Here is a 21,091-nt window from a genome sequence, read left to right as displayed (position 1 = left end):
GGCGCCCTGCCTAAACTTGCTCGATGACGATGCTGTTGATCTCGTTCGCGACGTCGTCGAAACGGTCGGCCACCTTCTCGAGGTGGTCGTAGATCTCGACACCGACGATGAAGTCCATCGCGCTCCCGTCGCGGTGCTTGAGGAACAGCTCCTTCATCCCGATGTCGTGGAGATCGTCGACCCGGCCTTCGAGCTTGCCCAGCTCTTCCGTGATTGCGGTCAGCATCGCCACGTTCTTGCCGATCTGCTGCATCAACGGCAGCGCGCGGCCGACCAGATTGGCGCATTCGATCAAGAGCCCGCCGATCTCGCGCATCGGTGGCTCGAAGGTGCGGACTTCGAACAGCATCACGGCCTTGGCGGTCTGCTGCATCTGGTCGATGGCATCGTCCATCGAGGTGATCAGGTTCTTGATGTCGCCGCGATCGAACGGAGTGATGAAGGTGCGGCGCACCGCCGTCAGCACCTCACGGGTGATGTTGTCGGCATCGTTCTCGAACTGGTTGACGCGCTGGCAAAAGACCGGCGTCTCCTCGCCCCCGTTGAGCATGCCCTGGAGCGCGATCGAGCCCTGGATCACGGTCTGGGCGTGGCGGTCGAACAGGTCGAAGAAGCGTTCTTCCTTGGGCAGGAAAGCGCGAAACCATCGCATCATGGGGAGAGACTACCGGTTGGAAATGGCCCGGCCGAACCGGCCGTCACAAAACTGTCATAGACCATTTTCGATCCGCGTGCGTGTCATCTCACGCCCGCGGAGCCGGGTCATCCACCGCTTTCACGCACCAGATAAATTAGTGCGATATCAATCGTTTAGAGCGAACGCCGGAAGTAATGCGCGATTTCGCCGATGACCCCGCGGCGGAACGTGAGCACGCAGATCACGAAGATCGAGCCCTGGATCACAGTCACCCATTGGCCAAACCCCGCCAGATATTGCTGCATGGCGATGATCACAAAGGCGCCGACCACGGGGCCGAACACGGTGCCGAGACCGCCGACCAGCGTCATCAGCACGACTTCGCCCGACATCGACCAGTGCACGTCGGTGAGCGAGGCGTTCTGCGCCACGAACACTTTCAGCGATCCGGCAAAGCCCGCGAGCGTGCCCGACAGGACGAAAGCCAGGAACTTGTACTGATCGGTCCGGTAACCCAGCGAGATCGCCCGCGGCTCGTTCTCACGGATCGCCTTGAGGACTTCGCCGAACGGCGAGTTGATGATGCGGAAGATCAGCAGGAAGCCGGCAAGGAAGCCGACCAGCACGACGTAGTAGAGCACGGTCGGCTTGGACAGATCGAACACGCCGAACATGTGCCCTTGCGGAATGCCCTGGATGCCGTCCTCGCCATGGGTGAACGGGGCCTGGAGGTAGATGAAGTACAAAAGCTGCGACAGTGCCAGCGTGATCATCGAGAAGTAGATGCCCTGGCGGCGGATCGAGATATAGCCCGTGATGAGCGAGAGCACGAAGGCACCGGCGATGCCGACGAGGATGCCGAGCTCCGGCGGCAGCGCCCATACCTTCAGCGCATGCGCGCTGCAATAGCCGGCCGTCCCCAAGAACATCGCATGGCCGAAGGACAGCAAACCGCCGTAGCCGATCAGCAGGTTGAAGGCGCAGGCGAGCAGCGCGAAGCACAGCGCCTGCATGACGAAGAACGGGTAGACTCCCGTGAATGGCACCGAAGCCAGCAGCAGCGCCATCACAACGAACACGATCATCTCGTCGCGGATCGCGCGCGGGGTCACCGGCAGCGTGTCGTCCGTCAAGGCTGTCATATCAGGCCGCCTTTCCCGTCAATCCGGTTGGCTTCACCAAGAGCACCAGCACCATCAGCACGAAGACGACGGTATTGGAGGCCTCGGGGTAGAAATACTTGGTCAGGCCCTCGATCACGCCCAGCGCGAAGCCGGTGATGATCGAGCCCATGATCGACCCCATGCCGCCGATCACCACCACCGCGAACACGACGATGATGAGGTCGGCGCCCATCAGCGGCCGCACCTGGTTGATCGGCGCCGAAAGCACGCCGGCGAGTGCTGCAAGACCGACGCCGAGACCGTAGGTCAGCGTGATCATGCGCGGCACGTTGACGCCGAAAGCGCGCACCAGCGTCGGGTTTTCGGTCGCGGCGCGCAGGTAAGCGCCAAGCCGCGTCTTCTCGATCAGGAACCAGGTGGCGATACACACCACCAGCGAGAAGATAACGACCCAGCCGCGATAGATAGGAAGGAACATGAACCCGAGATTCATGCCGCCCTTGAGCTGGTCCGGAATGGCGTAAGGCATGCCGGACGAGCCGAAATAGTTCTGGAACACGCCCTGCACGATCAGCGCGATGCCGAAGGTCAGCAACAGGCCGTAGAGATGGTCGAGCCCGGTCAGCCATTGCAGCATGGTCCGTTCCAGGATCATGCCGAAGATGCCGACGACAATCGGAGCGACGATCAATGCCGGCCAGTAGCCGATACTGAGATAATCATTGTTGAGCAGGAAATAGGCGACGAACGCGCCCATCATGTAGAGTGCGCCATGGGCGAAATTGATGATGTTGAGCATGCCGAAGATCACGGCGAGCCCGAGACTGAGCAGCGCGTAGAACGAGCCGTTGATCAATCCCACCAGTAGCTGAGCGTAAAGAGCCTGCATCGATCCCGCACCCGGTCCCTTCGGCGTTCCCTGAAAGTCGCCCGCAGGCCTGATGGCCCGCGGGCGGTTATCCTACTTCTTCAAGAGCGCGCACTTGCTCTCGGACAGCGGCGTGAAGGCCTGGTCGCCCGGCACCGTGCCGACCAGCTTGTAGAAATCCCACGGTCCCTTGGACTCGGAGGGCTTCTTCACCTCGAACAGGTAGGCGTTGTGGATGGTGCGGCCGTTGGGCTGGATCTCGCCCTTGCCGAACAGATCGTCCTCGGTCGGCATCGACTTCATCTTCTCCACGACCTTGACGCCATCGTGCGGATTGCCGCCGAGCGCCTCCAGCGCCTTGAGATAGTGGCGCACGCCCGCGTAGACGCCGGCCTGCACCATGGTCGGAGGCGCACTGTTCTTCATCTTCGCGGCGAAGCGCTTGGAGAACGCGCGGGTCTGGTCGTTCATGTCCCAGTAGAAGGTCTCGGTGAAGTTGAGGCCCTGCGCGGTCTCGAGCCCGATCGCCTTGACGTCCGTGAGGAACAGCAGCAGCGCCGCGAGCTTCTGGCCGCCCTTGACGATGCCGAACTCGGCCGCCTGCTTGATCGTGTTGGTGGTGTCGCCGCCGGCATTGGCAAGGCCGATGATCTTGGCCTTGGAAGCCTGCGCCTGCAGCAGGAAGGACGAGAAGTCCGGCGTGTTGAGCGGGTGCTTGACGCCACCGACCACCTTGCCGCCGTTGGCGGTGATGACCGCCGTGGTGTCGCGCTCCAGCGCCGCGCCGAAGGCGTAGTCCGCGGTCAGGAAGAACCAGGTGTCGCCGCCGGCCTTCACCAGCGCCTGACCGGTGGTGTGGGCCAGCATGTAGGTGTCGTAGGTCCAGTGCACCGTGTTGGGCGAGCACTGCGCGTTGGTGAGATCCGAGGTCGCCGCACCGGAGTTGATGTAGACGCCGTTCTTTTCCTTGACGACGTTGTTGACGGCGAGCGCCACGCCGGAATTCGGCACGTCGACGATGGTGTCGACCTTGTCGACGTCGAACCATTGCCGCGCGATCGCGGTGCCTATGTCCGGCTTGTTCTGGTGATCGCCCGAGATGATGTCGATCTTCCAGCCCTTCGCAACGAGGCCGGAATCTTCAATGGCCATCTGCGCGGCGAGCGTCGAGCCTGGTCCGCCGAGGTCGGCGTAAAGGCCGGACTGATCGGACAGCGCGCCGATCTTGACGGTCTTGTCCTGCGCGGACGCGACGCCAGTCATCACGAAGCTGAGCGCGGTGGTCAGCAGCAATGACGCAATCGACCTGGTCTTCATGCAACGTACCTCTTTAATTTTTCTCGTTGGCAATTCTAGACGCCGAGATAGGTGTGGAGCTTGTCCATGTTGGCGGCAAGCTCCGCATTGGAAAATCCGTCGATGATCTTGCCGTGCTCGACCACATAATAGCGGTCGGCGACGGTGGATGCGAACCGGAAGTTCTGCTCGACCAGGAGGATCGTGAAGCCCTCCTTCTTGAGCCGGGCAATGGTGTGGCCGATCTGCTGGATGATGACGGGTGCGAGCCCCTCGGTCGGCTCGTCCAGCATCAGGAAACTCGCGCCGGTGCGCAGGATGCGCGCGATCGCGAGCATCTGCTGCTCGCCGCCGGACAGCTTGGTGCCCTGGCTGTTGAGCCGTTCCTTCAGGTTCGGGAACAGGTCGAAGATCTGATCGAGCGGCAGCCCGCCCGCGCGGACGATGGGCGGCAGCAGCAAATTCTCACGTACGTCGAGGCTGGAGAATATCCCCCGCTCTTCCGGGCAGAACGCGATGCCCATGCGCGCGATCTTGTCGGAGGTCGTGCGGATGATGTCGTGGTTGTTGAACTTCACCGAGCCGGTTCGCTTGCCGATGATCCCCATGATCGACTTCAGCGTGGTGGTCTTGCCGGCGCCGTTACGCCCGAGCAGGGTGACGACCTCGCCCGCATTCACGTCGAAGTTGATCCCGTGCAGGATGTGGGACTCGCCATACCACGCCTCCAGATTGCGGACCTGAAGGATGGTCCCGCCGGTCGCGGCCTTTGCCGGAGCCTCGGCGATCGCAGTGTCAGGCATGACCGGCTCCCAGGTAAGCTTCCTTGACGCGCTCGTCCTTGGTGAGCTCGCTGTAATGGCCCTGCGCCAGCACCTGCCCGCGCGTCAGCACGGTAATGATGTCGGAAAGATTGGCCACGACGCTGAGATTATGCTCGACCATCAGGATGGTGTATTTCGCGGAGATACGCTTGATCAGCGCCGCGATCTTGTCGATGTCCTCGTGGCCCATGCCGGCCATCGGCTCGTCCAGCAGCATCATCTCGGGGTCGAGCGCGAGCGTGGTTGCGATCTCCAGTGCGCGCTTGCGCCCGTAGGGCATCTCGACCGCGGGCGTATTGGCAAACTCGCTGAGGCCGACATCGTTCAACAACTCGCGCGCGCGATCGTTGAAGACGTTGAGCACCGACTTGGAGCGCCAGAAATCGAAGGAGCTGCCGTGCTGGCGCTGAAGCGCGACACGGACGTTTTCCTGCGCGGTGAGATGCGGAAACACCGCCGAGATCTGGAACGAGCGAACCAACCCCATGCGCGCCACGTCGGCGGGCGCCATCGCGGTGATGTCCTGGCCCTTGTACAGGATTTTTCCGGCGGACGGTTTGAGGAACTTGGTCAAAAGATTGAAGCAGGTCGTCTTGCCGGCGCCGTTCGGGCCGATCAACGCGTGAATGCTCCCACGGCGAACCTTGAGCGCAACGTCGCGGACGGCGAAGAAGCCCGCGAACTCCTTGGTCAAGCCTTCCGTTTCGAGAATGAACTCATCGGCCAAACAGTTTTCCCCCTGCCCGCGCAATACGCGTGGCTGTCCTTGTTGCTTCGGCATTCCGGAGGCCCTGGAGCCCACCCGGAACCGCCGCCTCCGGGCGCGGAATATGCCGGAGTTGACGGGGGTTAGGCAAGGCGGAAAGCTGAGCAGATCAGGCCTCCGGCCGGGATACAAATGCTCCCTTAGTCGGAGGTGTTTTGACGTCGTGCCTGCCCGGCCTCCCGGTTCGCAAGGCACCGGTCATCAAGCCGTCGTTAACGGTCTTTCGTTCCATGCGCCAGCCTTCATAGAAAATTTTCCCGCAACCCGGATCATGCGCGGGTTTTATACGTCGGGAATATTGTCTTGGATTTCGCAAGCGCCGCTCCTTCCCTGGTCAAATCCATCAGGCAGCGTGATCTCCTGAACACGTGGCTGCGACTTTATGCGCGCGAACAGACGACGCCGGCGATCTGGGAGTACCAGCCCGCGCGGCTCGAGGAGGAGCTGTCCGATCTCATCTATTATACGGTGGACATGTCGACGCCGACGCCGCGCCTCACTATCCAGAGCGAAGGCACGCGCATCTCGCGTGCCTATGGACACACCGGCAAGGGCGTTCTGCTCGACGACTATATCGGGCCGCGGCTCGTGCCCTTCGTGATGCCGGTCTATCATGAATGCGTGGCGCGCGGGTTGCCCGTCTACAGCGTTGCCGACGTCGACGACATCTACGGGCGCATCGTCGCCTATGAGCGCCTGCTGCTGCCGTTCCAAACCGAGGGCAGGATCTGTCACGTCATCGCCTCGCTCAAGACGTTCTGCGAGGACGGCGGCTTCGAGATCAAGAATCTGATGCGCGGAAATGACGCGCTGCCGCGCGAAAAATTGCGCGCGGTGATCGATCGTGACCTGTTTCACCGCACTCCCGGCCGCATCGCGGCCGCCGAATTGGTCGAATTCGCCGATCAGCCCGGGCTCGTCACCGAGATCGTCGAACTGAAATAGCGGCCAGCGCGATTTGGCCTCGACTTACCTGGTCCCGACGTCCTTGGCATAAATGTCCGGCTTGAAGCCGACCAGCAGCTTGCCGCCGACTTCCAGCACCGGCCGTTTGATCGTCGATGGTTGCGCTAGCATCAACGCCAGCGCCTTCCTCTCGGTGAGGCCCTCCTTGTCGGCGTCGGGCAGCTTCTTGAAGGTCGTCCCTGCGCGATTGAGCAGCGTCTCCCAGCCGACCTTGTCGCTCCACTGCTTGAGCTTGTCCTTCTCCACCCCCGCCGCCTTGTAGTCGTGAAACTCGTAGGCGACGCCATGGGTGTCGAGCCAGGCGCGTGCCTTCTTCATGGTGTCGCAGTTCTTGATGCCGTAGATGATGTTGGGCAAGAGGTCCCTCGCGCATGCGTCGTATCGTGATCCCGGCGTTGTACGAAACTCCGGTCCGCGCGACAATATTTGCGAATGACGCCAGCTCTTCGAACGGACACGCCATGCACGTCACCCACGATCCCGCCGCGACCGTGTCGCCGACCATCGACTTCAACACCTTCCTCGCGGTCGATATCCGTGTCGGCACCATCGTCGACGCAAAACCGTTCCCGGAGGCGCGCAAGCCGGCCTGGCGGCTGTGGATCGACTTCGGCCCGGCGATCGGCGTGCGCAAGAGTTCGGCGCAGATCACCGAAAACCATCCGCTCGATACGCTGGTCGGACAGCAGGTCGCGGCCGTCGTCAATTTCCCGCCGCGCCAGATCGGCCCGGTCGTTTCGGAGGTGCTGACGCTCGGCTTCCCCGATGCCGAAGGCAAGGTCGTGCTGGTGCAGCCGAGCAAACCCGTGCCGAACGGCGGACGCCTGTTCTAGCCGAGCGCATTCAAGGGCTACGCCGCGGCCTCCGTCGACCTGCCAACCGTCAAATCCTCCCGGTTCCTCGACCCAGGCCATTGGGCCTTGACCAAACTCGCGCATCGAATTAAAAATGACTGATCGATTGTTTTTTATTTTACGGACGGGCCTTCCACGCTGTTTGGGCTGGACATCAAAAACGATTGAACAGTCAGTTATTTACGGACACCGCGGATGCCGAAGATCAGCGACAAGCAGCGTGAAGACCGGCGGCAGCAGATTCTCGAAGCGGCCCTCGCATGCTTCGCCGAGGATGGTTTTCACCAGACCGGCATGGCCGACATCGTCAAGCGGTCGGGACTGAGCCACGGCGCGGTCTATCTCTACTTCCAGAGCAAGGACGACCTGATCGAGGCGCTCGCCGACGACCGGCATCGCCGCGAAGCCGTGCTCAACTCGGTAGCGCAAGGATCGGGAGATCCGATCGAGGGACTTCACGCACTGGTCCGCGTCTATGCGCAATGGCTCACCGATCCCGCCGGCGAAGCGCGGCGCCGTGTCGGCATCCATGGCTGGGCCGAAGCGCTGCGCAACCGCCGCGTCCGCGCCAGCGTCGTCGAAGGCATCGACATGCCGCGCACGCTCATCGTCGCGCTGGTCGAGCGCGGCCAGCACGACGGCCTCATCAGGAGCGACCTCGGCGCAGATGCGATCGCGCGCGTGCTGGTTGCGATTTTCCAGGGCTTCGTGCTGCAAAAGTGCTGGGGCGAGGATTTTGACGTCGAGGCCTGCATGGCGGCTGTCGCAGGCGCGATCGACGGCTTCCGCACCACGAAACCCGACATCAAGCGACGGACCCGGGTGTGAGCGATGTCCTGGATTCACGACCTGCTCGCTTGTATCGGCGTCGGTCTCGTCGGAGGACTGACGTCCGGCTTCATGGGGACGAGCCCGGGTGGAGGCCTGGTGATCTTCTGCGTGCTGCTGCTCGGCGCGGAGCAGCATGTGGCCCAAGGCACGTCGCTGATCGCGCAGGTGCCGCCGACCGGCCTCGCCGGCGTGCGCCGCTACTGGCAGAACGGCAATCGCAGCCCGCTGCAATGGGTCGTCTGGATCGGCGTCGGATTTCTGCTCGGTGGTGTCAGCGGCGGCTATGCCGCAACCGCCGTTTCCGACGCGGTCCTGCAATGGACCTATGTCGTCTACCTCGTCGCATTGATCGCTGCGCTGGTTCTGCGGCGTGACCGCAAGGACGGCAGCAGCGGGGCTGCCAATCCCGACAAATTGCCCTGGCTGCCCCTGCTCCTCATCGGCATGCTTGCCGGCTTTTCCTCCGGCTTCATGGGCATCGGCGGCGGCCTTGCGATCACTGTCGGCCTCGCCGCCGGCCTGCGCGTGCCGCAGCATCAGGCGCAACTCGTCAGCCTCGTCTTTTCGGTCATCCCGACCAACATTCCGGCGGCGTGGATCTACTGGAGCAAGGGACTCGTTGTCGGCTGGCCGGCCATCATCGGTATCGTTGTCGGCCTGTGGATCGGCACCGATCTCGGCGCACGCATGGCCAACGGCGTCAGCAAATCGGTGCTGCGCCGGACCATGATCGCCCTAGTCTCGCTGATGGCGCTGTACATGACCTACAAGGCGTTGAGCTAGTTTCACGGCCGCTTCGGAATGTTCAGCCCGCGCTGCACCGCCGGACGCGCCAGCCCCCGCTCGAGCCAGGCACCGACCGATTTGAACCGGGTGAACTCGACGAGATCGCCGGCACCGTAGAAACCGACGAGGTTGCGCACCCAGCCGAGCATGGAGATATCGGCGATGGTGTAATCGTCATCCATGAACCATTGCCGCCCCGAAAGATGCGTCTCCATCACACCGAGCAGGCGCTTGGACTCGTTGACATAGCGTTCGAGCGGCCGCTTGTCCTCGAACTCCTTGCCGGCGAATTTGTGGAAGAAGCCGACCTGGCCGAACATCGGCCCGATGCCGCCCATCTGGAAATGCACCCACTGGATGGTCTGGTAACGGCGGGCGGCGTCCTCGGGCAAAAGCTTGCCGGTCTTCTCCGCGAGATATTGCAGGATCGCCCCGGACTCGAACAGCGGCAGCGGTTTGCCGCCGGGACCATTGGGATCGAGGATCGCAGGGATTTTGCCGTTCGGATTGAGCGAGAGGAATTCAGCCGTCTTCTGATCGTCCTTGCCAAAGTCGACGAGATGGACCTCGTAGGGCAGCCCGATCTCCTCCAGCACGATCGAGACCTTGACGCCGTTCGGCGTCGGTAGCGAATAGAGCTGAAGCAGCTCGGGATGCTTCGCCGGCCAGCGCTTGGTGATCGGAAAGGCGGACAGATCGGACATCGGGACTCCGGCTGCGTTCGTGAGACGCCGCCTAATCTAGGCGAGACCGCGAATGGCGCAAGGCCGGGCAGCCGTTACATCATCGTCCCGCACCGGGACCAGGTTACAACGGCCACAGCAGATCGCTGGTGGCATAGATCACGTCGCGCTGTGCGCGTTGCTCGATGAAGAGCTGGCCGGTGACGAGCAGCGCTCCGATAAGGACGAGCGCGAGCATCGCGGTCGCGAATCGACTGGCATCCCTCATCGTAAGTGCTTCTCTGTGCCCGTTTCGCACGAGGAACGCAGGCCAGCCATCCACAGTTCCTGCACGCTTCAATTACTTGCCGTTATTTCCCGATCCGTATCGGCCGACGACCTCAATAATTGATCTCCATCCGCAGCCCGCGCGGATCGACCTCCTCCCCGCCGACACGCTGCTCGCTGTCGCGCGCTGCAACGGCACAGGCGCAGGCGTCGATGAGATCGTCGCGGCCGATACCGGTGCCGTGACGCTGCGTCAGCCATTTCGGCAGGCGTGTGAAGCCGCGCTGCGCCAGAAGCGCGATGCGCTGCTCGCGGCCGTCCGCCGACGTCTTCCTTGCAAGCCGGACTTGCCCTGCCAGATTCCAGAAAATCAACTCCGGATGAGCTTCGCCGATGGTGACTTGCCGTGCCGGCGTCATGATCTCGTCGACGTCCCGGATCTTGTCCCTGATGTTCCAGAGCTGCGCCGACACGCCCCTGCCCCTTCCCTCGCGCTCCCAGTAGTGGCGATTGGCCGCTGCCATGTCGGGAAATGTCCACAGATCGCGGCGCGCGCCGAGAAACACGGCGGAGCCGACCAGTTCGCGTGCACGCAAATCGCACGTGCGGTAGCCGCTCGGTTTCAATCCGATCGGCATGTCGATCATCGCGCGCTCGTGCGGCATCGCCAGCAATCGCGTGAGACCGGGTGAATAGTCGAAGCCCTGATCGCCGCGATCGTCGATCCAGGCTGCGACCCAGCCGAAGCGGAAGCCATCGAGGCCGAGATAGTTCTTCACGCGTATGAACCCGATACCCTACCGTTGCTCATTGTTAACAGCTCCGAGGCGAAAGGATGCGACGGCCGGAAGGGATTCGCGGAGGCCTGCAATTTTTTCGCGATCAGCCTCCGACGGCCCGATAGGCCAGGCGCTTGAAGTCGAAGAAGAACGGATTCCAGAAGCCCATGTAGCGCTGGGTCATCAGCACGCCGGCGGTGTTGGCCTGCGGGCAGATCCACCAATGGGTACCGGCGAGGCCGCCCCACTGGAATTCACCGGCCGAATTGTCGGGATCGACGGGCGTCGGCGCGAAGGTGACGGCGCCGCCGAGGCCAAACCCCTTGCCGGGGATCGGGCCGAGACTGGCGAAGCGGATGGTCTGGCCCACGGGCAACTGGTTCGTCATCATCTGCCGCAACGTCTCCGGCTTCAGCAGCGCATCCGAGCCGGGCAGCAGCGCGCGGATCAGCGCGAGCATGTCCGGCAAGGTCGAGACCAGACCGCCGCCGCCCGACAACCGCGGAAACGGCCGCCGATAGGCCTGCGGAAAGGGAAGATTGTCGGCCCGCGTGAGGCCCGGCTTCATCGGATCGAGCACGTCCGCGCCATTATAGAGCGCGACCAGCCTGCCCTGCTGTGCCTCAGGCGCGTAAAAGCCGGTGTCGACCATGCCGAGCGGATCGAAGATGCGCGCCTTGAGGAAGGCATCGAGGGATTTGCCCGAGACGACCTCCACGACACGGCCGAGCACGTCGGTGGCCACCGAGTATTCCCAGCTCGTGCCGGGATGATAGGACAGCGGCAGATCGGCGAGCTGGTCGATCATGTCGGTCAGCGGCGTCAGCGGATTGAGGATGCGCGCCTCGTTGTAGCCTTTGAACAGCACTGTGCCCGGATCGAAGATGCCGTAGCTGAGGCCCGACGTATGGGTCAGGAGCTGACGGATCGTGATCGGACTCTTCGCCGGCTCGACATCGGCAAGGCTCGAGGCGCCCGACTTCAAGACCTTTCGATTGGCTAGCTGCGGCAGGAATTTCTCGACGACGTCGTCGAGCCCGATGCGGCCCTCCTCCACCAGCAGCATGACCGCGCAGGTGACGAAGATCTTGGTGTTGGAAAACGCGCGGAAGATGTGGTCGGGCCGCAACGCGGTGCTCGCCTCGCGATCGGCGAAGCCGACACATTGCTGATCGACGACGTCGCGGCCCTTCAGCACGGCCCAGGATACACCGGGAATGATCTCCTGATCGACGTAACGCTGAATCGCCGTCCGTACGGCGGAAAAATCCGGTGTCCTGGCGTCCATGTGTTCCCCCAAAGTCTGGTTGGGATGGATATAGCGTGAATCCGCCGGACATGAAGCCCAGCGCATCGCCGCTCATCCCTGTTTCATCAGCACGGTGACGTGCAGGCGACGGCGGATTGTCATGCCCTGCCGCTGGTACAGCGCGATGGCGGACGCGTTGCTCGAGAATACGTGCAGGAACGGAATTTCACCGCGCGCCTCGATCTGACGCGCGACCGCCGCGAGCAGCGCCTGTGCGTAGCCGCGACCGCGATGGTCGGGATGCACGCAGACCGCCGTCATCTCCGTGAACCTGCCCGGCTTCATGCGCTCGCCCGTCATCGCGACCAGTTCGCCGCCGACGCGGATGCCGAGGAAAGTGCCGAGCTCGTGCGTCCGCGCGGCAAACGGGCCGGGCTTGGTCAGCGCCGTCAGCGCCATCATGGCGGGAACGTCGGCGGCGCCTAACGTGACGATCTCGGCATCGCGAAGCGAACTGTCGGCGGGCGAGCCGATCATCTGCTCGCCGGTCTCGGCGAGCACGACCTTGAAGCCTTCGGGTACCTCGACGGGCTCCGGCGTGAACAGCGCGGCAACCTGCGAGCCCGACAGGAGATCACCGAGCGCAGCAAAGCTCGTCGCCGACATGTCCGTCATGTCGGCAAAAGGCGTCATGTCCACGGGATAGCGCCGCGCCTGCGGGCCGCCCTCCGCCAGATATTTCTGGCTCGTTGTCAGCGCGCTCCAGATCGGGCGATCCAGCAGCCGCTCGTCACTGTTGGACACCGGCCTAGTCCTTGTCAAAGCTGACGATGACGGCCGCGTTGGCGATGAGGATGGGGTCGTTGGCCACTTCCGTGGCCGAAGGTATCTCCAGCCCGCCCTTGACCGCAGTCACGGTCACGGTGCCGTAAGGCAGTTCCTTCGCAACGGCTTCCTTGTCTACCGCTTCCGGATTGGGCACAGCGATCGTGACGTCAACGAACATGTCATTCGCGGTCTTGCCGATCATCCGGAAGAAGCCGAGGCTGGAATGCCGGATCGCATCCGACACCGCTCGCTTCGCCGCCTTGGTGGCGTCCCTGCCGTGGACGTCGACGCCCATGCCCATCTCGGTGATACAGCGAACGCGGGTCATTTCATAATTCCTGTGGTTGGATGATATCGACGCAACTTGTTATCGTATTGAGGCCGTTCCGCATACGCCGTCATTGCCAGGAGTAAAGCGACGAAGCAATCCAGGCCGCTTCCGCGGAGACAGCCTGGATTGCTTCGCTGCGCTCGCAATGACGAGGAAGGCAACAGCAACGCACAAACTCACGCCTTTGTCTTCTCGTGCGCGCGCAGCTCGTCGACGAGCACCCGCACATTCTCGGAATAGTCGATCGGGATCACGACCAGATGCACGCCGCCTTCCTTGAACGCCTTGTCGAGCGTCGGAGCGAAACTGTCGATGCTCTCGATCCGATGCCCCTTCGCGCCATAGGCTTTTGCGTACAGGACAAAATCGGGATTGCCAAAGGTCATGCCGAAATCGGCGAAATGATCGACCGCCTGCTTCCAGCGGATCATGCCGTAGGCGTTGTCCTCGAGCACCAGCACGACGAGGTTGAGCTTGAGGCGGACGGCGGTCTCCATCTCCTGGCTGTTCATCATGAAGCCGCCGTCGCCGGCGACCGCGAGGACGCGGCGGTCCGGATAGAGCATCGCGGCCATCATCGCCGACGGCAGGCCGGCACCCATGGTCGCCAGCGCATTGTCGAGCAGCAGGGTGTTGGCGACGCGGGTGCGGTAGTTGCGCGCGAACCAGATCTTGTACATGCCGTTGTCGAGCGCGACGATGCCGTTCTCCGGGATCACCTGCCGGATGTCGTGCACGATGCGCTGCGGCGTCGGCGGCCAGCGCGCCTCCGTGGCGCGATCGGCGATCTGGCTGAGGATCTTTTCGCGCAGCGGCAGCAGCGCGGCGGCCTGCGGCAGCTTGCCTTCGACGCGGTCGGCGAGCAGCTCCAGGCTCGGGCCGACATCGCCGACGACTTCCGCATCCGGAAAATAGACCTGCTCGACGCTCGCCGGCGTGTAGCTGACGTGAATCACCTTCGGGCCCGACGGCCCCATGATGAAGGGCGGCTTCTCGATCGGGTCGTGGCCGATCGCGATGATCAGATCGGCGGCATCGATCGCGTCGTGAACGTAGTCGCGCTCGGACAGCGCGGCGGTACCCATGTAGAGGTTGGTGCCGCCGGGCACGGTGCCCTTCCCCATCTGCGTGGTGAAAAACGGAATGCCGGTCCGCCGCACGAAGCTCGCAATGCCGTGGGTGGAGCGCGGCCGGCTGGTCGCTGCGCCCATCATCACCAGAGGACGCTTTGCAGTTAAAATCATCTCGGCGGCGCGGTCGAGCGCGGCGCGGTGCGCCACGGGGATATCAATCGGATGGACCGGGATCACGGGAGCGTAAGGCACTTCATCTCCGGCGATGTCCTCGGGCAGTTCGAGATGCACCGGACCCGGCCGCTCCTCCATCGCCACGCGAAACGCATCACGGACCACGGTCGGGATGCTGGAGGCGTTGATGATCTGCCGCGACAGCTTCGTCAGCGGTTTCATGGTTGCGACCACGTCGACGATCTGGAAACGCGCCTGCCGGCTGCTCATGATCGGCTTCTGCCCAGTGATCAGGATCATCGGCATCGCGCCGAGATGCGCATAGGCCGCCCCGGTGGACAAATTGAGCGCGCCGGGGCCGAGCGTCGAAAGACAAACGCCGGGCTTGCCGGTCAGGCGCCCGTGCGTCGCGGCCATGAACGCGGCGGCCTGCTCGTGGCGGGTCAGGATCAGCTCGATCCTGGAGGTGCAGAGCGATTCCACCACATCGAGATTCTCCTCGCCGGGGACGCCGAAGATGCGGTCGACGCCTTCGTTCTCCAGCGCCGCGACAAACAGGTCCGATCCCTTCACCTTGCGTTCCTGCCCGCTCATGTCGCCTCCGCTTGCTGTGCCGGCCCTGTGTTCCACGGGGTGCGGGCGCATGGTAACGTTCTGCCGCTGCGGTACAACTCACAAAGAGGCGCACGAGGGCTTCAGCATCGTCATTGCGAGGAGCTCTTGCGACGAAGCATTCCAGGGTCTTTCCATGGATGGATTCTGAATTGCTTCGCTTCCGCCTTCGTTCTCCGAGACTCGGCGGACAAGTCGCTCGCAGTGATGGAGCGAGAGGCCTTCGGCGCAGACACAGCTTCGCGTTCTCGCGGCTTGCCTTGCCCGAGCTTTGCTTCATGGCTTCGCCCCCAGGATGTCAGAGGGCGCAGGGAAGGCCGGGTGCCGGCTGGCACCCACGGTCCACTGTGCGAAGGTTGCGCTACAAGATTCTGCACAGCGGCATACAGGTGAAGCCCAACACACGGCCTTCCCTGCGCAGCGGTTTGACGGCTTATGCCGTGCTCTCCCCGGGGAGCGATGCACTATTGCCCCCGTCGCCTTGCGGATCGCTGATGCGCGCGCCCGGTTGGGCCGCTGCATCACCGCAAGACTTGACGCACAGACCCCGGGCGTCAGGACGACACGGTTTTGCCGTACGCGAACCGCACCGGTCGTTGCGCGCCGCTGTCGCTCACGGTTTTGCCGCCCTGCGATGCCCTTCGCGCCAGTGCTGCCAGCGTCCGCCACAACCCATCCCGCGTTTCGTGACGATCGCGATACGCCCCTCTGACAGGGATGAGGTGACGCAGGAATACGCCAAAGCCGAATTTCGGTAAAGTGGAATATTTTCGCCGGCCGGCATCGACCCATCGATGGCGTGATTTGCCCGACGGGCAACACAAGGGCTTGTTATTTCGACGAAGCGGCGTCATCGCGAAATCTCACTTGCCGAGGATTTCCGCCGCAGCACGGTCCAGAATTCCGGCAATGCGGCGCGCCTCGGCGGAATCGCAGCCCTGCTTGGCGCGCAGGGCGCGCTTGAGGCCATGGCGGGCCTGGTGCAATTCGTCCGACGCACCGCCATCGAGATCGCCGACGCCGGCAAAGGCCTCGCGCACCTCGTCCATCCGGCGGCCGATCCGCGACAGCGCCTGAAGGATCGTGTCCGCAGTCGAACGGTGCTCGGCGAGATGAGCCTCGCCCTGGGGCGTGATGCTGTAGAGCTTGCGGCCGCCATCCTGCTCGACGCGCGCATGGCCCACCTCTTCGAGATAGGTCAGCGCCGGATAGATCACCCCCGGACTCGGCGTATAGAAGCCGTCGGACCGCTCCTCGATGATCTTGATCAGCTCATAGCCGTGCGCCGGGTTTTCGGCGAGCAGCGCCAGGATCACGAGCTGAAGGTCCTGCGACGACAGCCGCCGCGCACCCGGAAAATCGTCGCCGCCGCGCCCGAAGAAGCCATGGCCGCCGCGACCGAAGCGATGCCGTCCGCCGTGTCTGCCCATGGCGAAATGGGCGAAATGCCCGAAATGGAAGTCCTTGTGGTCTCGTCCGTGGTGCATTTCGTAAGTCCTTATGTAAAACATATCTTACGATATAATTTGCGATGATGCCGCCGCAACCCACAAATCTGTGATCGGACACCATGGCGCTGTTCCCGCAGGGAGCGATGCCGCCGGGCGTCAGGTCACTCGGCGGCTTCGCTGAGGGGAACCCCCTGCTTCGAGCTGGAGTATGTCGGTGACACGGTTGAAAACACCGCACGGCGCGCCAGGTCTTGATCGAAACTGGCGACGTGGCATGTCATTCCCTGGTTGGCGGCCGCATGTGCCATGCCGGCCTGCCGATGTCCGAACTCTCGCTTGCGATCGCATGACGCCCAAGGCTTTCGAAACCCGCTGTCTGCACCTGCCATCCGTCACCAAGGTGGTGCAATGGGAAGGCACCTCCGTGTTCAAGGTCGGCGGCAAGATGTTCGCGCTCGGCGGCGGCTTTGCCGCAAGCTCCGGCGGCTACATGTTCAAGGTCTCGAACATGGCCTATGCCATGCTGATCGAGCACGGTCTGGCGCGGCCTGCGCCGTATCTTGCGCGCGCCAAATGGGTGCAGCTCGTGAGCAACAACGCGCTGTCAGACGCCGAGCTCACGGCCTATCTCGCGCAGGCCCACGCGCTGATCGTGGCGAGGCTGACGCGCAAATCGCGCAAGGCGCTGGGACTCGGCTGAGCGCGAGCGTCGGCACGCTTCAAGACCCGGCCTATCGAGGCTTGGTGTTGCGCAGCAGATTGTCGCGCAATCTGCTGACCGTCTTCTGCACGGCTGGAAATTCGTCGCCGAGCCCGGTCGCCTCGATCACAGCCCCCCCGAGATCCTGCTCGATCAGCTTGCGCCCTGCAGGCGTCAGGCTCACCAGCACCTGCCGCTCGTCGTCAGGATCGCGGCGACGGCGGATGTAGCCCATCTGCTCGAGCTTCTTGAGGATGGGCGTCAGCGTGTTGGATTCCAGGAACAGCTTCTCGCCGAGCGCGCTAACCGTCTGCTCGTCCTCGTCCGACAGCGCCACCATGGCGATGTACTGGGTGTAGGTCAGACCGACCTTGTCCAAGAGCGGCTTGTAGGCGCGGCCGAAGGCGAGATTGGCCGAGTACACGGCGAAGCACAGGAAGTTCGACAGTTTCCGGCCTTTGCCGGCAGCTTTGGCGGGACGGGACACGGGAACCTCCGCAATTCGTGATCCGGCACATGATATAAATCGCATCCGATTAAATCGGAAGAGCTTGACCAGCGGGGCCAAGGAGTTTATTTCAACGCGCATCCGATTAAATCGGATACGATCTAAATACAACCCGAAAGGATCCGCCATGACCACCGCTGCAAAGCTTCTCTTCACCGGCAAGACCCACGTCACCTCCGGCGCCGACGGCGCCGCGCACGCGAGCGACGGCACTCTCGACATCAAGCTGGCCCAGCCACATCCCGCTGCCGAAAACCTGTTCGCCGCCGCCTGGTCGGCCTGCTACCTCGGCGCACTCGGCCTTGCCGCCGCCCAGCGCAAGGTCAAGCTGCCGAGCGAGCCGTCGGTCGACACCACGATCGACCTGAACAACGCCGGCGGCGCATTCTTCCTGCGTGCCCGCCTCGACGTCAGCGTCCCGGGCGTCGATCGCGCCGTCGCGCAAGAGCTGATCGAAGCCGCGCACGGCATCTGCCCCTATTCCAAGGCGGTGCACCGTAACATCGAGGTGACCACCACCCTTGCTTGAAACGCCACGACGCGGGCCGGCCGAAGATCGGCCGGGCCCGCGCGGCGCAATCAATTCCGTGAACTTCGGGAGCCGACCATGGGCTATCGTCTTTTGCCGGCCGTGCGTATTCTCGCCAGCGCCGCCGTGCTCGCCGTCAATCTTCTCACCCTGCCCACGGCCGCGCAGCCGGCCGGCGTCACGCGTACCGACCTCCAGCGCCACGATCTCAGCGCGCCCGGGAGCGAGGCCGTGCAGGTGCGCGTCGACCTCGCCCCCGGGGTTGCGTTCGGCCGGCACACCCATCCGGGCGAAGAGATCATCTACGTGCTCGCGGGCGCGATCGAATACGACGTCGAAGGCAAGCCGCCGGTGACGCTGAAGGCCGGCGACGTGCTGTTCATCCCGGCCGGAACGGTGCATGCGGCCAGGAACGTCGGCCAGGACACCGCGAGCGAGCTTGCGACCTACATCGTCGAGAAGGACAAGCCGCTGCTGACGCTGAAGTGAACAACACCCCAATTGACTGAAGACGATATCTGACTAAAGTCAGATATATGCTTGATCCTGTCTCCCGTGTTCGCCGCTTCAACCGTGCCGTGACGTCTGCCGTCGGCGCGCTCGATACCTCGTTCCTCGGGCGTGGCCGTCCGCTCGGGGCGGCGCGCGTGCTCAATGCGATCGGGCACGGGCGTTCGGACGTGGCCGATATCCGCGACTATCTCGGTCTCGATTCCGGTCTGATGAGCCGCCTGCTGCGCTCTCTCGAGGATGAAGGCCTGATCGAGACGACGGCACATGACGACGACGCCCGTCGCCGCGTCGCAAGGCTGACACGCGCCGGCCGGCGCGAGTTCAACGCCTATGAGGCATTGTCGAACGCGCAGGCCGAGGGCTTTGTCGCGCAGCATTCGCAGCGCGAGGCGCTGCTGGCGGCGATGGACATGATCGCCTCCGCGCTGACGCGCGAGCGCGTCACGCTGGACGAGATGGATCCGGGGTGCGAAGCGGCCCGCTATTGCCTCGGCGAGTATTATGCGGAGCTCGGCCGCCGCTTCAAGCAGGGCTTTGACGTCTCGCTGTCGCGCGACCCTGATGCCAAGGACATGCGCCGGCCGCGCGGCACCTTCGTCGTCGCGATGTCGGACACGCTGCCGATCGGCTGCGTCGGGCTGAAGGGCACCGATCACGGCTATGCCGAGATCAAGCGTCTCTGGGTCGCTCCCGCCGCGCGCGGATTGCGGCTCGGCCGGCGCCTGATGGACGCGGCCGAGAATGCTGCGCGCCAGCTCGGCATCAAGCTGCTGCGGCTCGACACCAACAGCGCGCTTACCGAAGCCGGCCAGCTCTACCGCACCACGGGCTGGAGCGAAATTCCTCGCTTCAACGACGACCCCTACCCGGACCTGTTCTTCGAAAAACGGTTGTGAAGGCGCGGCGACTCCCGGCCTGCCGCGTCAGCAGCGCCACGCCGCAGGAGCGTCGCCGTGACCAGATCCGACCTCGCTGACATCTTCCGCGACTGCATCGGCTGTCTGAACCGGCAGGACTGGCCGGCACTCGGTCGTCGAAAAGGCCGCGATCGAGGCGCAACTCTAACGCTGCGCCTCGACGAGACCCCTCACGCCGCCGCCGGCGCCACCTCCGCTTGCGGCTTCGCGAACGGCCTGAAATTCACCGCCATCAGGAAAGCGCCGAGGCCCATCGCCCAAGAGGCGATGTAGAGCCAGGCGTAGCTGGAGAAGGCGTCGTAGATCAGGCCGCCGGCGAGCGGACCGGTGGCCATGCCGAGGCTTCCGGCCATCGCGGTGCCGCCGATCACCGTACCCATCATCCTGAGCGGAAAGTTTTCACGCACCAGCACCGCGTAGAGCGGCATGGTGCCGGCATAGATGAAGCCGAAGACGGCGCCGACCGCGTAGAACGTCGCGAGCTGGTGCGCGAACACATAACCGAGCGCGCCGAACGCCTGCAACAGGAGCCCGGAGACCAGCACGCGCTTGGCACCGAAGCGGTCACCCATCAGGCCGAAGGCGATGCGCCCGCCCATGCCGGCAAAACCCTCGATGCTGTAGATCGTGACCGCGGCGATCAGCGGGATGCCACAGCTCACGGCATAGCTGACGGTGTGGATGATCGGGCCCGAATGGGTGGCGCAGCAGAAGAAATTGGTGGCCAGCAAGATCATGAATTGCGGCGAGCGCAGCGCCTCCGCCATCGACATTTCGGTCTGCGGCGCGCCCTCGCCCGCAGGCGCGGCCACGGCGTGCTCGAGCGCGGGCGGGCGTCGCACCAGGAACGACACCGGGATCATGATGGCGCCGACCACCAGCGCCACGATCTGCATCGAGGTGCGCCAGTCATGACCGGAGACGAGCCAGGCCGCGAGCGGCGCCATCGTCATCGGCGCCATGCCCATGCCGGCCGAGACCAGCGACACGGCGAGGCTGCGATGGGTGTCGAACCAGCCGGTGACCGTCGCCATCATCGGCGCGAAGATCGCCGCGCAGGAGGCGCCGACCAGGAGGCCGAAGACGAACTGGAACGCGAGCAGCGAGGTCGCATGGCTGGCCGCGAACAGGCTGAGGGACAGGACCGTCGATCCCGTCAGCACCACCGGCAGCGGCCCGAACCGGTCGGTCAGCGTGCCCCAGGCCATGCTGGTGAACGCCATCGCCAGAAAGCCGATCGTCATCGCGCTGGAGATGCCGGTCACCGACCAGCCGGTGTCCGTCGCGATCGGCTGCAGGAACACCGGCAGCGAAAACATGCCGCCGATCGCGACGCAGCCGAGCAAGCCGCCGGCGGCGACGATCACCCAGCGATAGTTGGCACGTAACATTTTGGTCTCCCCGTCAGGTCTGTCTGGGTGGAAGACGAATGGGAACGGCGGGGGCCGACACGGCAACGGTACTTTATTTCGCGCGCGGTCGCGACCGTCGACAGCGCATTGTTCCCACGACTGCTCCTCTGGTG

Annotated in this window: 26 protein-coding genes; 8 read left to right on the top strand and 18 right to left on the bottom strand. The window is 63.8% G+C overall.

Translation table 11 applies throughout. The features are described 5' to 3' along the window. Window positions 1-10 precede the first annotated feature (10 nt). The 6 genes from OC450_RS19950 to OC450_RS19925 form a co-directional block, all read right to left on the bottom strand. The gene (locus OC450_RS19950) at window positions 11-655 is read right to left on the bottom strand and encodes a DUF47 domain-containing protein (protein ID WP_211387300.1); all 645 of its coding nucleotides are present in this window, start codon (window positions 653-655) and stop codon (window positions 11-13) included. A gap of 155 nt (window positions 656-810) precedes the next feature. After that, window positions 811-1,779 carry a branched-chain amino acid ABC transporter permease gene (locus OC450_RS19945; RefSeq protein WP_211387301.1) on the bottom strand — a complete coding sequence of 323 codons (969 nt, stop codon included), beginning with the start codon at window positions 1,777-1,779 and terminating at the stop codon, window positions 811-813. A gap of 1 nt (window position 1,780) precedes the next feature. Continuing rightward, window positions 1,781-2,650 (bottom strand): branched-chain amino acid ABC transporter permease, encoded by an 870-nt coding sequence (locus OC450_RS19940; RefSeq protein WP_211387302.1) that lies wholly within the window; start codon window positions 2,648-2,650, stop codon window positions 1,781-1,783. Between the two features lie 72 nt (window positions 2,651-2,722). After that, a complete protein-coding gene (locus OC450_RS19935) occupies window positions 2,723-3,946 on the bottom strand; it encodes an ABC transporter substrate-binding protein (protein ID WP_256809353.1) in 1,224 nt (407 codons plus the stop codon). 35 nt (window positions 3,947-3,981) lie between these two features. After that, entirely contained in the window at window positions 3,982-4,728 is a 747-nt protein-coding gene (locus OC450_RS19930) for an ABC transporter ATP-binding protein (protein ID WP_211387304.1), read from the bottom strand. Beyond that, complete coding sequence (locus tag OC450_RS19925; RefSeq protein ID WP_211387305.1) at window positions 4,721-5,476, bottom strand: ABC transporter ATP-binding protein; 756 nt, start codon at window positions 5,474-5,476, stop codon at window positions 4,721-4,723. The genes OC450_RS19930 and OC450_RS19925 overlap by 8 nt, the downstream gene beginning before the upstream one ends. A gap of 342 nt (window positions 5,477-5,818) precedes the next feature. Here OC450_RS19925 and OC450_RS19920 point away from each other — a divergent pair, with 342 nt between their 5' ends. After that, window positions 5,819-6,460 (top strand): hypothetical protein, encoded by a 642-nt coding sequence (locus OC450_RS19920; RefSeq protein WP_256809356.1) that lies wholly within the window; start codon window positions 5,819-5,821, stop codon window positions 6,458-6,460. A gap of 24 nt (window positions 6,461-6,484) precedes the next feature. On the opposite strand, the gene OC450_RS19915 is transcribed toward OC450_RS19920, so the two are convergent. Further along, on the bottom strand, window positions 6,485-6,838 hold the full coding sequence (locus OC450_RS19915; RefSeq protein ID WP_262048509.1) for an ArsC family reductase: 354 nt from the start codon (window positions 6,836-6,838) through the stop codon (window positions 6,485-6,487). 104 nt (window positions 6,839-6,942) lie between these two features. On the opposite strand from OC450_RS19915, the gene OC450_RS19910 reads away from it, so the two are divergent. The 3 genes from OC450_RS19910 (at window position 6,943) to OC450_RS19900 (ending at window position 8,949) form a co-directional block, all read left to right on the top strand. Beyond that, window positions 6,943-7,314 carry a tRNA-binding protein gene (locus OC450_RS19910; RefSeq protein ID WP_256809358.1) on the top strand — a complete coding sequence of 124 codons (372 nt, stop codon included), beginning with the start codon at window positions 6,943-6,945 and terminating at the stop codon, window positions 7,312-7,314. Between the two features lie 216 nt (window positions 7,315-7,530). Continuing rightward, a complete protein-coding gene (locus OC450_RS19905; RefSeq protein WP_262048508.1) occupies window positions 7,531-8,163 on the top strand; it encodes a TetR/AcrR family transcriptional regulator in 633 nt (210 codons plus the stop codon). Window positions 8,164-8,166: 3 nt separating this feature from the next. Continuing rightward, window positions 8,167-8,949 (top strand): sulfite exporter TauE/SafE family protein, encoded by a 783-nt coding sequence (locus tag OC450_RS19900; protein WP_211387310.1) that lies wholly within the window; start codon window positions 8,167-8,169, stop codon window positions 8,947-8,949. A 2-nt stretch (window positions 8,950-8,951) separates the two neighbouring features. On the opposite strand, the gene OC450_RS19895 is transcribed toward OC450_RS19900, so the two are convergent. The 9 genes from OC450_RS19895 to OC450_RS19855 form a co-directional block, all read right to left on the bottom strand. Next, on the bottom strand, window positions 8,952-9,656 hold the full coding sequence (locus tag OC450_RS19895; RefSeq protein ID WP_256809361.1) for a glutathione S-transferase family protein: 705 nt from the start codon (window positions 9,654-9,656) through the stop codon (window positions 8,952-8,954). A gap of 103 nt (window positions 9,657-9,759) precedes the next feature. After that, window positions 9,760-9,903 (bottom strand): hypothetical protein, encoded by a 144-nt coding sequence (locus OC450_RS19890; protein ID WP_211387312.1) that lies wholly within the window; start codon window positions 9,901-9,903, stop codon window positions 9,760-9,762. Between the two features lie 112 nt (window positions 9,904-10,015). Beyond that, window positions 10,016-10,681 (bottom strand): DUF429 domain-containing protein, encoded by a 666-nt coding sequence (locus tag OC450_RS19885; RefSeq protein WP_262048507.1) that lies wholly within the window; start codon window positions 10,679-10,681, stop codon window positions 10,016-10,018. 103 nt (window positions 10,682-10,784) lie between these two features. Further along, window positions 10,785-11,969 (bottom strand): serine hydrolase domain-containing protein, encoded by a 1,185-nt coding sequence (locus tag OC450_RS19880; RefSeq protein ID WP_262048506.1) that lies wholly within the window; start codon window positions 11,967-11,969, stop codon window positions 10,785-10,787. A 72-nt stretch (window positions 11,970-12,041) separates the two neighbouring features. Beyond that, complete coding sequence (locus OC450_RS19875) at window positions 12,042-12,734, bottom strand: GNAT family N-acetyltransferase (RefSeq protein WP_256809366.1); 693 nt, start codon at window positions 12,732-12,734, stop codon at window positions 12,042-12,044. A 4-nt stretch (window positions 12,735-12,738) separates the two neighbouring features. Then, window positions 12,739-13,086, bottom strand: a complete 348-nt coding sequence (locus OC450_RS19870; RefSeq protein ID WP_014495864.1) for a Lin0512 family protein — start codon at window positions 13,084-13,086, stop codon at window positions 12,739-12,741. 179 nt (window positions 13,087-13,265) lie between these two features. Further along, window positions 13,266-14,930 (bottom strand): acetolactate synthase large subunit, encoded by a 1,665-nt coding sequence (locus tag OC450_RS19865; protein WP_262048505.1) that lies wholly within the window; start codon window positions 14,928-14,930, stop codon window positions 13,266-13,268. 572 nt (window positions 14,931-15,502) lie between these two features. Beyond that, window positions 15,503-15,802 (bottom strand): hypothetical protein, encoded by a 300-nt coding sequence (locus tag OC450_RS19860; RefSeq protein WP_262048504.1) that lies wholly within the window; start codon window positions 15,800-15,802, stop codon window positions 15,503-15,505. A 9-nt stretch (window positions 15,803-15,811) separates the two neighbouring features. After that, window positions 15,812-16,435: a PadR family transcriptional regulator gene (locus tag OC450_RS19855; RefSeq protein WP_211383507.1), complete on the bottom strand. Its 624-nt coding sequence runs from the start codon at window positions 16,433-16,435 to the stop codon at window positions 15,812-15,814. A gap of 310 nt (window positions 16,436-16,745) precedes the next feature. On the opposite strand from OC450_RS19855, the gene OC450_RS19850 reads away from it, so the two are divergent. Then, a complete protein-coding gene (locus OC450_RS19850) occupies window positions 16,746-17,099 on the top strand; it encodes an MmcQ/YjbR family DNA-binding protein (RefSeq protein ID WP_262048503.1) in 354 nt (117 codons plus the stop codon). A 31-nt stretch (window positions 17,100-17,130) separates the two neighbouring features. Here the strand turns inward: OC450_RS19850 and OC450_RS19845 are convergent, their stop codons facing one another. Continuing rightward, window positions 17,131-17,631 carry a MarR family winged helix-turn-helix transcriptional regulator gene (locus OC450_RS19845; RefSeq protein WP_306235450.1) on the bottom strand — a complete coding sequence of 167 codons (501 nt, stop codon included), beginning with the start codon at window positions 17,629-17,631 and terminating at the stop codon, window positions 17,131-17,133. Between the two features lie 103 nt (window positions 17,632-17,734). On the opposite strand from OC450_RS19845, the gene OC450_RS19840 reads away from it, so the two are divergent. The 3 genes from OC450_RS19840 (at window position 17,735) to OC450_RS19830 (ending at window position 19,545) form a co-directional block, all read left to right on the top strand. Continuing rightward, a complete protein-coding gene (locus OC450_RS19840; RefSeq protein WP_211383504.1) occupies window positions 17,735-18,136 on the top strand; it encodes an Ohr family peroxiredoxin in 402 nt (133 codons plus the stop codon). Between the two features lie 78 nt (window positions 18,137-18,214). After that, window positions 18,215-18,625 carry a cupin domain-containing protein gene (locus tag OC450_RS19835; protein WP_211383503.1) on the top strand — a complete coding sequence of 137 codons (411 nt, stop codon included), beginning with the start codon at window positions 18,215-18,217 and terminating at the stop codon, window positions 18,623-18,625. 47 nt (window positions 18,626-18,672) lie between these two features. Then, window positions 18,673-19,545, top strand: a complete 873-nt coding sequence (locus tag OC450_RS19830; protein WP_211383502.1) for a helix-turn-helix domain-containing GNAT family N-acetyltransferase — start codon at window positions 18,673-18,675, stop codon at window positions 19,543-19,545. A gap of 191 nt (window positions 19,546-19,736) precedes the next feature. On the opposite strand, the gene OC450_RS19825 is transcribed toward OC450_RS19830, so the two are convergent. Further along, on the bottom strand, window positions 19,737-20,957 hold the full coding sequence (locus tag OC450_RS19825; RefSeq protein WP_211383501.1) for an MFS transporter: 1,221 nt from the start codon (window positions 20,955-20,957) through the stop codon (window positions 19,737-19,739). Between the last annotated feature and the right edge of the window lie 134 nt (window positions 20,958-21,091).

Origin of the sequence: Bradyrhizobium sp. Bra78 (assembly GCF_024519855.1) — a bacterium.
In the GTDB taxonomy this organism is placed as follows: domain Bacteria; phylum Pseudomonadota; class Alphaproteobacteria; order Rhizobiales; family Xanthobacteraceae; genus Bradyrhizobium; species Bradyrhizobium japonicum_G.
This window is presented reverse-complemented; position numbering and strand designations above follow the sequence as displayed.

Excerpts from the sequence above, each read along its gene's own strand:
- OC450_RS19935 (WP_256809353.1), bottom strand. The coding sequence starts at position 3,946 with ATGAAGACCAGGTCGATTGCGTCATTGCTGCTGACCACCGCGCTCAGC.
- OC450_RS19865 (WP_262048505.1), bottom strand. The coding sequence starts at position 14,930 with ATGAGCGGGCAGGAACGCAAGGTGAAGGGATCGGACCTGTTTGTCGCG.
- OC450_RS19860 (WP_262048504.1), bottom strand. The coding sequence starts at position 15,802 with ATGACGCCGCTTCGTCGAAATAACAAGCCCTTGTGTTGCCCGTCGGGC.
- OC450_RS19940 (WP_211387302.1), bottom strand. The coding sequence starts at position 2,650 with ATGCAGGCTCTTTACGCTCAGCTACTGGTGGGATTGATCAACGGCTCG.
- OC450_RS19930 (WP_211387304.1), bottom strand. The coding sequence starts at position 4,728 with ATGCCTGACACTGCGATCGCCGAGGCTCCGGCAAAGGCCGCGACCGGC.
- OC450_RS19855 (WP_211383507.1), bottom strand. The coding sequence starts at position 16,435 with ATGCACCACGGACGAGACCACAAGGACTTCCATTTCGGGCATTTCGCC.
- OC450_RS19890 (WP_211387312.1), bottom strand. The coding sequence starts at position 9,903 with ATGAGGGATGCCAGTCGATTCGCGACCGCGATGCTCGCGCTCGTCCTT.
- OC450_RS19850 (WP_262048503.1), top strand. The coding sequence starts at position 16,746 with ATGACGCCCAAGGCTTTCGAAACCCGCTGTCTGCACCTGCCATCCGTC.
- OC450_RS19950 (WP_211387300.1), bottom strand. The coding sequence starts at position 655 with ATGATGCGATGGTTTCGCGCTTTCCTGCCCAAGGAAGAACGCTTCTTC.
- OC450_RS19880 (WP_262048506.1), bottom strand. The coding sequence starts at position 11,969 with ATGGACGCCAGGACACCGGATTTTTCCGCCGTACGGACGGCGATTCAG.
- OC450_RS19845 (WP_306235450.1), bottom strand. The coding sequence starts at position 17,631 with ATGCGATTTATATCATGTGCCGGATCACGAATTGCGGAGGTTCCCGTG.
- OC450_RS19835 (WP_211383503.1), top strand. The coding sequence starts at position 18,215 with ATGGGCTATCGTCTTTTGCCGGCCGTGCGTATTCTCGCCAGCGCCGCC.
- OC450_RS19825 (WP_211383501.1), bottom strand. The coding sequence starts at position 20,957 with ATGTTACGTGCCAACTATCGCTGGGTGATCGTCGCCGCCGGCGGCTTG.
- OC450_RS19910 (WP_256809358.1), top strand. The coding sequence starts at position 6,943 with ATGCACGTCACCCACGATCCCGCCGCGACCGTGTCGCCGACCATCGAC.
- OC450_RS19830 (WP_211383502.1), top strand. The coding sequence starts at position 18,673 with ATGCTTGATCCTGTCTCCCGTGTTCGCCGCTTCAACCGTGCCGTGACG.
- OC450_RS19905 (WP_262048508.1), top strand. The coding sequence starts at position 7,531 with ATGCCGAAGATCAGCGACAAGCAGCGTGAAGACCGGCGGCAGCAGATT.
- OC450_RS19945 (WP_211387301.1), bottom strand. The coding sequence starts at position 1,779 with ATGACAGCCTTGACGGACGACACGCTGCCGGTGACCCCGCGCGCGATC.
- OC450_RS19870 (WP_014495864.1), bottom strand. The coding sequence starts at position 13,086 with ATGACCCGCGTTCGCTGTATCACCGAGATGGGCATGGGCGTCGACGTC.
- OC450_RS19840 (WP_211383504.1), top strand. The coding sequence starts at position 17,735 with ATGACCACCGCTGCAAAGCTTCTCTTCACCGGCAAGACCCACGTCACC.
- OC450_RS19900 (WP_211387310.1), top strand. The coding sequence starts at position 8,167 with ATGTCCTGGATTCACGACCTGCTCGCTTGTATCGGCGTCGGTCTCGTC.
- OC450_RS19895 (WP_256809361.1), bottom strand. The coding sequence starts at position 9,656 with ATGTCCGATCTGTCCGCCTTTCCGATCACCAAGCGCTGGCCGGCGAAG.